The organism is Methylobacterium sp. E-005, assembly GCF_022829725.1.
In the GTDB taxonomy this organism is placed as follows: Bacteria; Pseudomonadota; Alphaproteobacteria; order Rhizobiales; family Beijerinckiaceae; genus Methylobacterium.
Genome location: NZ_JAKSYG010000061.1, coordinates 1 through 10,439 on the forward strand (window position 1 = coordinate 1; position 10,439 = coordinate 10,439).

General features: G+C 61.6%; 20 protein-coding genes. 17 read left to right on the plus strand and 3 right to left on the minus strand.

Translation table 11 applies throughout. The annotated features are described in order from the left end of the window. Positions 1-84 precede the first annotated feature (84 nt). On the minus strand, positions 85-333 hold the full coding sequence (locus tag MKK88_RS05880) for a hypothetical protein (protein ID WP_243997804.1): 249 nt from the start codon (positions 331-333) through the stop codon (positions 85-87). Continuing rightward, positions 334-495: a hypothetical protein gene (locus MKK88_RS05885; protein WP_243997806.1), complete on the minus strand. Its 162-nt coding sequence runs from the start codon at positions 493-495 to the stop codon at positions 334-336. A gap of 194 nt (positions 496-689) precedes the next feature. On the opposite strand from MKK88_RS05885, the gene MKK88_RS05890 reads away from it, so the two are divergent. Then, positions 690-947, plus strand: a complete 258-nt coding sequence (locus tag MKK88_RS05890; RefSeq protein WP_243997808.1) for a hypothetical protein — start codon at positions 690-692, stop codon at positions 945-947. On the opposite strand, the gene MKK88_RS05895 is transcribed toward MKK88_RS05890, so the two are convergent. Further along, on the minus strand, positions 944-1,516 hold the full coding sequence (locus tag MKK88_RS05895; RefSeq protein WP_243997810.1) for an XRE family transcriptional regulator: 573 nt from the start codon (positions 1,514-1,516) through the stop codon (positions 944-946). The two genes, MKK88_RS05890 and MKK88_RS05895, sit on opposite strands and share 4 nt — an antisense overlap. 99 nt (positions 1,517-1,615) lie before the next feature. On the opposite strand from MKK88_RS05895, the gene MKK88_RS05900 reads away from it, so the two are divergent. From MKK88_RS05900 to MKK88_RS05975, 16 genes are all read left to right on the plus strand, one after another. Then, positions 1,616-1,873, plus strand: coding sequence for a hypothetical protein (locus tag MKK88_RS05900; RefSeq protein WP_243997812.1), 258 nt, complete (start codon positions 1,616-1,618; stop codon positions 1,871-1,873). Next, positions 1,870-2,028 carry a hypothetical protein gene (locus MKK88_RS05905; RefSeq protein ID WP_243997814.1) on the plus strand — a complete coding sequence of 53 codons (159 nt, stop codon included), beginning with the start codon at positions 1,870-1,872 and terminating at the stop codon, positions 2,026-2,028. The genes MKK88_RS05900 and MKK88_RS05905 overlap by 4 nt, the downstream gene beginning before the upstream one ends. Next, positions 2,025-3,107 (plus strand): hypothetical protein, encoded by a 1,083-nt coding sequence (locus tag MKK88_RS05910; protein ID WP_243997817.1) that lies wholly within the window; start codon positions 2,025-2,027, stop codon positions 3,105-3,107. The genes MKK88_RS05905 and MKK88_RS05910 overlap by 4 nt, the downstream gene beginning before the upstream one ends. 3 nt (positions 3,108-3,110) lie before the next feature. Continuing rightward, positions 3,111-3,938 carry a ParB/RepB/Spo0J family partition protein gene (locus MKK88_RS05915; protein ID WP_243997819.1) on the plus strand — a complete coding sequence of 276 codons (828 nt, stop codon included), beginning with the start codon at positions 3,111-3,113 and terminating at the stop codon, positions 3,936-3,938. Continuing rightward, positions 3,939-4,172 carry a hypothetical protein gene (locus MKK88_RS05920; RefSeq protein WP_243997821.1) on the plus strand — a complete coding sequence of 78 codons (234 nt, stop codon included), beginning with the start codon at positions 3,939-3,941 and terminating at the stop codon, positions 4,170-4,172. It begins immediately after the preceding gene. After that, positions 4,173-4,940 (plus strand): hypothetical protein, encoded by a 768-nt coding sequence (locus tag MKK88_RS05925; RefSeq protein WP_243997823.1) that lies wholly within the window; start codon positions 4,173-4,175, stop codon positions 4,938-4,940. 265 nt (positions 4,941-5,205) lie between these two features. Beyond that, positions 5,206-5,565, plus strand: coding sequence for a hypothetical protein (locus tag MKK88_RS05930; protein ID WP_243997825.1), 360 nt, complete (start codon positions 5,206-5,208; stop codon positions 5,563-5,565). After that, complete coding sequence (locus MKK88_RS05935; RefSeq protein ID WP_243997827.1) at positions 5,562-5,933, plus strand: LexA family protein; 372 nt, start codon at positions 5,562-5,564, stop codon at positions 5,931-5,933. The genes MKK88_RS05930 and MKK88_RS05935 overlap by 4 nt, the downstream gene beginning before the upstream one ends. Before the next feature lie 11 nt (positions 5,934-5,944). After that, positions 5,945-6,409: a hypothetical protein gene (locus MKK88_RS05940; RefSeq protein WP_243997829.1), complete on the plus strand. Its 465-nt coding sequence runs from the start codon at positions 5,945-5,947 to the stop codon at positions 6,407-6,409. Beyond that, a complete protein-coding gene (locus MKK88_RS05945) occupies positions 6,406-6,666 on the plus strand; it encodes a hypothetical protein (RefSeq protein WP_243997831.1) in 261 nt (86 codons plus the stop codon). The genes MKK88_RS05940 and MKK88_RS05945 overlap by 4 nt, the downstream gene beginning before the upstream one ends. Continuing rightward, complete coding sequence (locus MKK88_RS05950) at positions 6,663-7,106, plus strand: XF1762 family protein (RefSeq protein ID WP_243997833.1); 444 nt, start codon at positions 6,663-6,665, stop codon at positions 7,104-7,106. The genes MKK88_RS05945 and MKK88_RS05950 overlap by 4 nt, the downstream gene beginning before the upstream one ends. Continuing rightward, on the plus strand, positions 7,103-7,375 hold the full coding sequence (locus MKK88_RS05955) for a hypothetical protein (RefSeq protein WP_243997835.1): 273 nt from the start codon (positions 7,103-7,105) through the stop codon (positions 7,373-7,375). Before MKK88_RS05950 ends, MKK88_RS05955 begins: the two co-directional genes overlap by 4 nt. Before the next feature lie 48 nt (positions 7,376-7,423). Continuing rightward, the gene (locus tag MKK88_RS05960) at positions 7,424-7,927 is read left to right on the plus strand and encodes an HNH endonuclease (RefSeq protein WP_243997837.1); all 504 of its coding nucleotides are present in this window, start codon (positions 7,424-7,426) and stop codon (positions 7,925-7,927) included. Then, on the plus strand, positions 7,924-8,898 hold the full coding sequence (locus MKK88_RS05965) for a hypothetical protein (RefSeq protein ID WP_243997840.1): 975 nt from the start codon (positions 7,924-7,926) through the stop codon (positions 8,896-8,898). The genes MKK88_RS05960 and MKK88_RS05965 overlap by 4 nt, the downstream gene beginning before the upstream one ends. A gap of 671 nt (positions 8,899-9,569) precedes the next feature. Next, on the plus strand, positions 9,570-9,770 hold the full coding sequence (locus MKK88_RS05970; RefSeq protein WP_243997842.1) for a hypothetical protein: 201 nt from the start codon (positions 9,570-9,572) through the stop codon (positions 9,768-9,770). Next, positions 9,767-10,439, plus strand: a 673-nt coding sequence (locus MKK88_RS05975; RefSeq protein ID WP_243997844.1) for a transcription termination/antitermination protein NusG, incomplete at its 3' end; no start/stop codon positions are given. The genes MKK88_RS05970 and MKK88_RS05975, both read left to right, overlap by 4 nt.

The window sequence follows — 10,439 nt, forward strand, 5'->3', positions numbered from 1 at the left end:
ATGCTCCGGTGAACATACTGATGCCGGTGACGAACATCGCGACTGCGAGACTATAGCCTAGGACACTAACGAGAGCGGTGCCCATCACGCCGCCTCCCCGATCTCAGCGAGAAGCGCAGCCTCATCAGCCCGCATCTCAGCTTCGATGCGACGCGTCTCTTCGCGCTCTGCCTCGTCGGCAGCCTCTTCGTCGTCGAGTTGGTCATGAGCGAAGCACACAGCATCGCCGCGGCAGTCAAAGCCGCTCTCAATGATCTGGCCCGAGCGGAAAACTGCGTAGCCGCGACCAGCCTGACCGACACTGTAGGGTGCGATGTCGTTGAAGGCGCGCATTCACGCCTCCCCACGCCGAGCAGCAGCGACGTGCTCAGCAATCCAGACCGGGACGAACGGCCCAAGACCGATTGTGAGCATGCCGAGAGTGATGAAGGTGACGGCTACCGGCAGCGGCGCGGTGGCGAGGTAGAGGTCAATGGCGGCGAGGTGGCTGGACATCGGCGGCGCTCCGTGGCGGCTGCTGCTGATGTCCTTGTTGTGCCCTATGTGGGCACGTGTTGCAAGCCCATAATGGGCACAAACCGCATATTTATCGGAACCGCTCTATCCACACTCATCCACAGGCTGGGCACACGCCACTTGCGATGTTCGCTTTTCGTTCTACCCTGAAGTTGCAAACAGGGAGTAGCGCCTTGGCTTACAGCATGCAGCACATCGTCCAGCCGTTCGTGCGAACGAAAAGCGGTCGGATTGACGGGGATAGGATTCGTCAGTGCGGTACGGCAGAAGCCGCGAAGGCGATGGCTCAGCGCCTCGTCGCTGACGGCATTGCAGTCGGTGCTTGGGCCATCTCGCGATCAGCGGACGTCGAGATGGGCGAGTACGACACGCCCGAGATCCTCGTGAAGATCGGCCGCGTTCCCGGCGACGAGGACGAATTGCCGTTCTAGCGAGGTTTGATCCAGATCACGCGCGCCGACCAAGCGATCTCTTCATCGCGGAGTGGAGCGTATGATCCCGTCGAGACAAGATCGAATGCGCCAGGATCTCGCCCCTTGAAGACCCGTTTTACAAAAACACGATCGTCGGGCAGCCAGACGACGCAAACTTTGCCCAGCCAGTCATCTGGGAAACCGCGCACCCGTTCGTCGTAGTAGATCAGCCAGTTATCCTCGGCCACGCCCGGCATCGAATCACCCTGCACCCTCACGGCAACAGTGCCCTCGCTCGCCTCTGGCGGCCGGTCCGCCATCTCGTGGCCGCCCTGCTCTTCGCCATTGTAAGTAATGCGGCCGCCTGCGCCGACATCACCGACGATCGGTACGCCCTCCATGCTCGTGACGAGCGCGCCGGGGTCGACGCCGAACGCGCGTGCAGCACGCTCTATCCAGACATTGGATAGCCGGCGCGCGCCGCCCTCCAGCTTGGCGAGCTGATTGCGCGTTGTCCCCATACGCTCGGCCAGAAATTCTTGAGACCAGCCGCGATCGTTGCGCAGCTTCGAGAGATTGTTCGCCATAAGGCACTTGGTGCCCAGCCTGGGCGCGGCTGTAACGAGCACAAGGTGGGCACATTTGCCGATTGACGTTGTGCCCATCATGGGCATATACCTTTTGGCATGCAGCTCGATGCCTTCATCCGCGAGAAGTCGCTGACCGACGAGGGCTTCGCCAAGCTTCTCGGGCCTGACGTGTCTGAGTGGGCTGTCCGCAAGTGGCGGTATGGCCAACGGATCCCGCGACCGACGATGCAACAGCGCATCGCGAAAACCACAAATGGCGCGGTTACGCCGAACGACTTTCTCGCTGCCGTCATGGCTTCCGGCCAGCGGCGCGAGCAGGCGGCTGCCAAGCGTCTTTCTGGAGCCGCAGCATGATGACAGCATTCGCCCTCATCATCCTCAAGCTCTGGCTTGCCTCTGCAGCCATAGCGACGGTTTGGACTGCCTGCCGGTGGTCGCACATCAATGCCCCGGTCATTCCGGCTGCGGCTGTGCTGATCCTGTGTGGCGCGATCCGGGCGTTCGCGTGATCCCGCGCCTGCATTCCCTCGCCGATCTGGCGACGCTCTTCGGCCCGGACGCCAAGGCGCCGGTCATAAAAAACGGCGGCACCGCCGAAGCAGGCCGCCGTGAGGACAATGCGATGCAACCAATACATCAAAATGGCGGCGCGCGCCACACCCAAGGCGCCATCAGTCCAAGCGTAGTGCGTCCAGCAGATCCAGTTATGTCCGCGCGGCTCATTCTCGAAAATCTTAGCCAGCGGTTTGAGCGGAACGGCCCGTTCGCTGTGATGGTCGAGATCACGCCGGATCTTGCTAATCTCTTGCTTGATCGCAATCCTGATAATCGCACGCCTAAAGCCGCGCAGATTGAGACAATTGCTCGTGACATCCGCGAAGGCCGCTGGGAGGCTAACGGCGAAACAATCGTAGTCTCCCGCGACGGTGATCTCAACGACGGCCAGCACCGTCTTGCTGCCTGCATCGTCGCCGACATGCCGATCGTTACGCTGCTCGCCTATGGCATGGAGCGGGAGACACGGCAGACCATCGACAGCAATCAGATCACCCGAACGCCGGGCGATTTTCTGACGATGGCTGGCATTGAGGACGGCAACAACATCGCTGCGATTGCTGCCTATCTCTGGCAGATTGAACGTTACGGCGAGATCCCGAAGCACGCGACACATTCCAGCCGCCGACCAACAAAGCAGCAGCTTCAGGATTACGTTGGTAGAAAGCAGGCTAGCCTCGCTTTGGCGGCCAAAGTAACGTCTTCCGCGAAGGCCGGACGGCTGTATTCGAAGTCGCTTATCGCTGTCGCTCTTCATCACATTCGCGATGCGCTGGGCGTTCACGTCGAGGGAGATCAGCCTTCCGCGTTCATCGACGCTCTGCTGACGGGCGACAACCTCAACAGCGACGATCCTGTTTTTGTCGTTCGTAACCGCTTGCTTGATGACAAGCGGCGGCGTCGTTCCGATCCCCGCGTCGCGATGGAACTGATCATCCGGGCGTGGAACCTGCGATGCAAGCGGCAGACGATCGCCAAGTGCCTGTCTACTGGCGAGCTGCCTGCGGTCGAAACCTACCAGCGGAGTCGATAAGTCATGGCCCGCGCGCAGAAAATTCGTGAAGTCGAGCCGATTGGCGTCGATGTCATCCATGTTGGTGATCGTCTGCGCGCGGTATCCGAGCCATCCATCGCCATGATGGCTGAGTCCCTTGCGGCTGCTGGCCTTCTTACGCCGATATCGGTCCGCGTGGTCGAAGAGATGGTCATAGACGGCCGCGAGATTGCTGGTGTTCCAGTACTTGTGGCCGGTGCTACCCGGCTGGCCGCTGCTAAGCGTCTTGGTTGGGAGACCATCGACACGCTGGTCGCAGAAATAGATGAGGTCGAGGCTCGCAAGCAGGAGATCGCTGAGAACCTGCATCGAACTGAGCTGACGGTGCAAGAGAGAGCGGAGCACGTCGCCGAGTGGGTCCGACTTCGCGAAATTACAGTTTCGGACAAGTTGTCCGAAACTCGGCGAGAGGGGCGTCCTGGCGAGGCTTCGGCTGTCGCGAGGGATCTCGGTCTCGGTCAGCGCGAAGTTCGGCGAGCCGTGCAGGTGGCTTCGATTACGCCGGAGGCTAAGGAAGCCGCGCGCGAAGCGGGGCTTGCCGATAATCAATCGGCCCTTTTGCAGGTCGCCAAAGCAGAGCCGGCAAGACAGGTCGCTGTCGTTGCCGAGATCGCCGAGGCTAAGGCGACCAAGCTCGACACTGACATCAAGAACCGTGCAGCCGAAGAGATGGCCGAGGCTATTGTCGAGCACATGCCGCATGCGCTGCACGGCATGATGAAGGAGAACGCTTGGGTCTGCGCCAAGCCGCTCGCCATCGCCCTGACGAACCTGCTGGGCGGCGCAATTATAGACAAGGGGGCCGCCTAGATGACGGCCTTCACCGACACCACGGATACCACGTTCAAGACGGTCTTTGAGACCGAGGGCGGCGGGCAGATCCGGTTCTACGTCCTCCACGGCCGCATCGACGTGACGACGCAGAGCCCGAACGGCCGGCACCGCAACACGACGACGGCCAAGGTCGATCGCATCCGACATCTCGCCCGCCGTCTGAACGAGCTGTGTGATTTCGCGGAAGCTTCGCAGAAGGAGCGCGCATAGATGGCTGGCTACCAGACCATAGAGGCTCTGCGCCCGATCCTGCATCGCGGCCCGCCCGTAATGCCAGTTGTCTCCCGTGATCTGGTGAGACCGCAGAAACTTTTGAGCGGATTGTACCGCAAGAACGGTGTCCCTGATGCAATCAAAGCTAGGATTGCGGAGATGCGGAGGGAGGGCGCTAGCTATCGCCAAATCCGCATCGCGCTTGGCGTCAGCTTTTGCACGGCTCATCGCTACGGGCAGCACGTCTTGCCGAAGAACGGCCTCATGCGTTCTGGCTGGCATAACGCGGCGACACCTCGCAAGCCAAAGGGCAATGCCTTCGCTGAGCGACTCCATCGTTCTGGGTTCTCGTATCGCGAGATCGCCGATGAACTGGGGGTGTGTTACAGTCAGGCTTATTACATCATCAATCCGCGGCTGGGTCAGCGCACGAAAGAGCGCCAATGCAAGATGTTGGAGCGCGTTTCCGTTGTCTCGGGAATTGGCGCGAAGGATCTTCGAAAGGATGGCACGGCCGACTATCGGGGCCATGGGGACCGGTCGAAGGCCCGCCATCTGCTGTTCTGGCTGCTGCGCCGATACCGAACCGAACTGAGCCTCGCTGCTATTGGGAAAAGATGCGGAGGCTTTGATCGTCGGACAGTGCAGGATGGCATTAAGCGCGCTGATCTCGCCGCTCAATCGTTGATCCTGCCTTATGACTTGCCGCCTCTGACTGCGGCTCGCCGTCTTTGGCAAGTCGAGTGGCCGAAGGCGTCCGCATGACCCCTTCGGCATCACTTCTGCTCCTTGCGGTCGATAGGGTTGCAGCCCTGCCGATCGCGTTTCTCAAGGGCTTTGCGCAGGCTTGCAGGCCGGTAGCGATCGCCCTCTCGGCTAAGCGCGTCCAAATACTCTTGCCAGGACGGCGCGCTGTTTTGAGCGTTTTCGTGCGTAACAGTTCTGTCCTTTCGCAACATCATCGCCCTCCTATGCCGCTTATGTCGCATGGGATTTTGCCGAGATGCTGTCAAAATCAGGATCGCGTCGTATGACGACCGTCGAACAGGCCAGAGAGCTTGCCCGACAACCGCTGTTCGCTCTCGTGCTTAAGCGCGAAAAAGCGATCGGTTCTCGTATGGGGGCATACAAGTCAATAGGCGACGCGCTTGGCCGCTCGGCTACCTGGGTCCGCGGTGTCGTCGGCAGGTCGCCGGATGTCACGGTGGGCCTGCATGACTGGCTGAATATTAACAAGCTGTGCGACCGCCTCGACGCTTACAGTGAGCGCCTAGAGGCTGAGACAGCAGCAATCCGGGGGGATGATGGGACGCCTGATCAAATCATTAGCCCGAGCGGTATGGGCGACGTGGGACAGGGCGCGGGTTCGTCCGCGAAGGTGACGCGATGAGTGCGGGCGCAGTAGGCGACGCCCGCATCTTCGGTCTCACGACACGGGCGGTAGAACTGCTCGCTGTCGTTCGAGCATTCCGGGCGCAGCACGGCCGCGTACCGACCTATGAAGAGATGGCCGCTGATCTTGGTGTCTCAGCTAAATCGACCGTCCATCGGCTGCTGATGCAGCTTGAGGCCCGAGGCCTGATCCGCCGCCTCCCCGGCAAGCGTCAGTCCGTTGAACTGATTGAGCCGCACACGATCACGCTGCCGGAAGACGTGGCGCTCTCGCTTCGCCACGCAGCCCGAGAGGCTGGTCGTACGCCTGAAGAGCATGTCGCCGCGCTTGTTCGCAGCCACTGCCCCTCGCCAAGCCCCTTCTAACCGGAGCCTCCATGGTCGCGATCAAGATCGCAGAGCAGCATGAGCGCAAGGCGGTCGACCGGGTGGTGCTGCGCCTGCCGGTCCCGCCCTCGTCCAACGACGTCTGGGCTCTTCGCAAGGGCGGCGGGGGTATTCGGTTGAGCCCGGCGTATACCCGGTGGCTCACAGCGGCAGGCTGGCTTCTCGCGCAGCAGCGTCCTGGCCGGATCGGCACGGGGTACGTGCTGACGATGTGGCTGCCGGCCTCGTCGAAGATGGATCTCGACAACGCAGTAGCGGCGGTCTCCGACCTCATTCAGACCCACGGCGTCATCAGCAACGACAGAGATGCGGAAGAGACGCGCCTGCACTGGCACGGCACCTCCGACGACGTGGTGGTCGAGCTGACGCGGTTTAGCGGCCCGATGCGGTCCCAGCGTCCTTGCTCGGCAGCCCCTTCCTCTTCTGACAGCCTCATCGTGCGGAGGGAGGCATGAGCGCCGAGCCACCTCCTACTATCGACCAGCAAATCCGCGAGGTCGAGGCCATCTACCTGAGCCGTGAGGCGCAGATCCGGCAGCGCAACGCAGCGATCAACGCCGGCCGATCCGTTCCGCCGGACACGGGCTGCATTACGTCGAGCCTTCCAACTTTGGATGCTGCTCTTCGCACTCTCCGAGCCGTCAGGGATCATCAGAACGCTTTCAGGGCTGTTCTGCGCTCCGATGCGAACGAGCGGGGAGGGCGGGCATGACCCTTCGCGCCCTTCCCATCGGATTGGACGAAGCCAACGTGTTCGTGGCGCGGCATCATCGTCACCATGCACCGGTCGTCGGCCACAAGTTCTCCATCGGCTGCGCGAACGACAGCGAGATCGTGGGCGTCGTCATAGTCGGGCGCCCGGTCAGCCGGCATCGTGACGACGGCCTGACGCTTGAGGTCACACGCCTCTGCACAGATGGCACGCGCAACGCCTGCTCGTTCCTGTACGGCGCCGCAGCTCGTGCTGGCTTCGCCCTCGGCTACCGCCAGATCGGCACGTACATCCTAAAGTCTGAGCCAGGCACGACTCTGCTGGCCTCAGGATGGCGCTTAATCGGCGAACGCGGCGGGAAGTCGTGGTCACGGTCAAGCCGCCCCCGCGTCGACATGCACCCCACAGAACCGAAGCTGCTGTTTGAGGTGACCGCATGATCCGAGGCACCCTTAGGGATCCGCGCAGCCCCGCAGAGATTTGCCGAGAACGCGGCTGGACGATCGGAACACAAATCGTCGGCGATGATGGCTGCGGTTTGACGATCATTCAGATCTTAGGCGTCGGCGAGCAGTTTCTCCACGTCAAGTACATCATCCGTCAAGGTGAGCCGGCCCACGGCCGAGAGAGCCTTTGGGGTCTTGGCTGCCGTGACTGGCAGGAAGTGGCTGATACCGCTGTCAAATCCAACCCCAACAAGGAGGCTTAGACCGCTATGGGTGGTAAGCCCCCTTGGTTTCGCTGTGACCCGCTCAAGTTGGGTGTCACGCTCTCGCTGATGCAGCCGAACGAAGCGCTCGTCTACACGGTGCTGATGCTTCGCGTGATGGAGAAAAGTGGCCCGGTCATGGAGACCGAGCGGTCGCTCCATCGGCGCACAGGTCTATCAGTCAAGCAAGTCTCAGCGGCGCTGGCCGGGCTTGCGAGCGATGGGCATGTGATCGCGCTTGGCAGGGATCGGTATGACGTGCCGGACACTCATGCCGAGATTGCCCGCCAGCAGACGCTGGCCGCTCAGCGTGAGTATTTCGGCAAGCCTCAGCGCGAATTGCCGTCCGATTGGGTCGCCATCAAGAACGCAGTCATTGAGCGCGATGGCCTCGTCTGCGCCTACTGTGGGGATTTCAACGGCCCGTTCGAGATCGACCACGTCGTTCCGTACAGCCGCGGCGGCGAAAATGAGCCGAACAATCTCTGCGTCGCCTGCAAGCCCTGTAATCGCAGCAAGGGCGCGCGGACGCCCGAGGAATGGCTGTCATGAGCGACTGTGGCACCTACGCCGTCAGGCGTGACATCTGGAACAACCCCGCGTTCGCATATGAGCCATTCACAGAGGCTCAGGCTTACGTCTGGCTAGTTGGACAGGCGGCCTATGCCGCGCATGACCGGCGCGTAGGCAATGAGGTCGTGTCTCTTGAGCGCGGCCAGACGTGCCACTCAATCCGGTTCCTGGCTGATCTTTGGCAGTGGTCGAAGTCGCGTGTCGACCGCTTCATCGGTCGGCTCGAAAAGCGGGACATGCTCAAGCGCGATAGCGGGACAGAGCCGACCGTCATAACAATCTGTTATTACGATGAAATTCAGCCCAAATCCGATAAGGGGCGGGACACCAAGCGGGACACCAAGGGGGACACTGGCGGGACAGGAGCGGGACAGGAGCGGGACAAATTAGAAAAAGGAAATAACTCAGATCCCTCACTACGTTCGGGTTCTTCTGAGCGCGAGCGCAAGCATCTTTGGCCACCGAACTACCGCGAACTGTTCTGGGATGCCTACCCTCGCCGCACCGCCAAGAAAAAAGCTTTCGAAGCGCTTGACCGCATCTGGCGCGCCGATGAGACGCCCTTCGATGTGATCATCGCCGGTTGCGCTCGTCTGACTGGCTGGATGCTTGATCCCCGATACGTACCGCATCCGGCGACGTGGCTGAACGGCGATCGGTGGAACGACGAGCTGCCGCAGCGCCCAGCGACCCCGCCGAGCCGTCCCCCGCCCGGTCAGCGCGTCTCCGGCCTTACCGCCCTAGCCCACGAGAAAGCCGCCGCCCGTCAGATGGAGCGTAGCCGTGAACCTTCCTTCGACCTGGACCTCCAACCCTTCCCGACCGGCCAACGTGATGATTCCGCCGATGCCAGCCGTGGCTCGCCAGCGGCTCGACGGGATGAACCGTGGCCTGACCGAGGTGACACCGGGACGGTACATGATTTTCCCACTCGCCGCGCCTACGGATGAGGAGCGGGTTTGGTTGGAGGGCCGGCGAGAGATCGTTCTGGATGCCCTTCAGCCCGGAGAGCGGTCAGCCCTGGAAGACAAGCTGCATGGCTTCGCTTTCGGGTTCTCACAACTCCGCAGCCTAGACCGGGATACCTTCGCGGCCACCCTCGCGAACTTTGTGGATGCTGTTGACCACCTGCCCTTTGAGGCGGTGAGCCGAGCCTGCCGGGCTTGGAACAAGGCTCAGTTCAAATGGGCGAATACGGCGTTCCCGCCGCAGGCGCCGGAATTGGCTAAGGCAGCCACGGAGATGTTCTGCCAGATGCGGATGGAAGAGCGTGAGCTTCGTATCTTGCTCTCGGCAGAAGTTGGCCGCCCCAAAGCCACGAGGCCGAAAGCAGCACCTCCGGTGTCTAGGCCGGGTGAGGATGTCGTTGCAAAAATGTTGAAGGCAGCGTTGCTCCCAAGCGATGACGTGCATGACCCTAGGCCAGCACCTCGCTCATTTACGCCGGGCTTCCTTGACGAACTGGCCGCCCGCCGATCCGCGCGGTTAGCCCGCGAGGCCGCCGAGAGGGCGGCAGGTGGTCAATCATGAGCACCGTCCACGCAGACCGTCTCCGTGCTCAATCTGAGCTTCGTGATCGTGAAGCCGCTATCAAATCCAAATCCACTGAGGAGAGCGCGATATGAAGGGCAAGCACCCTAGCGGCAGGCCCATTCGCAAGCCTCAGAAGCGCGATTACAGCATGCGCGCCTATCGAGGGACAGGCTTCGTTTGTTTCCGGCTGAACGAGAAGCGCCACGATACTCACGCTTTCGGCTTCATCGACCACCGCGTCGGAGACATGTCCGATTGGGCTGACACCGCGAAGGGCACCAAGCGATGACCAACAAGCAGCGCCGCGCCCTCCGTCGTGAGAAAGCTCGCGAGAGATCGCGTAAGAAGGCCGTCAAGCGGGCTGTCGCCGTCAACATGCAGTCTGTCAGGGCCGGCGCCTATATGGCTGCCAGAGAGCGTCAGGATCGATTTGAGGTGGATCACAGCCGGACATGGTACGTGATCCGAACGCTACCGCGATGGGCGACTAAGGCGACCGAGCAGATCACTGCTTCCGGCACGCCGGTCTTTGAAGCCCGTGAGGCGATCCGGCTAGTGTCGGAAATCGGCAAAGTCCGGCTTGCCCTGATCCCGGTCCTGCGTAGGCTGATCTTTGTCGGCGTGAAGGACTGGCAGGAGTTGCGTCACGTCGAAAGCCATCCCGGCGTCTATGACGATCTGACGGGCTACGGTCGCTCAGGCGTTGTCCAGCGTCCAGGCGGCGGGCACATGACGATCAGCCCTGAGGATTTGCAGAATTTCGCAGACTGCATCACCGGCTTCGGAGGCGATGACGCAAGCGCGCTTAGCATGGTCTACGAGATTGGCGGCGTAGTTCGTGTCAAGGATGGCGCATTGGCGTCTTTCAACGGCAACGTTGAGGCTATCGATGATCGGACGGGCCGATTGAGGGTGTCGGTGGACATCTTCGGGCGCAGAACCATTGTGGAGCTGGACG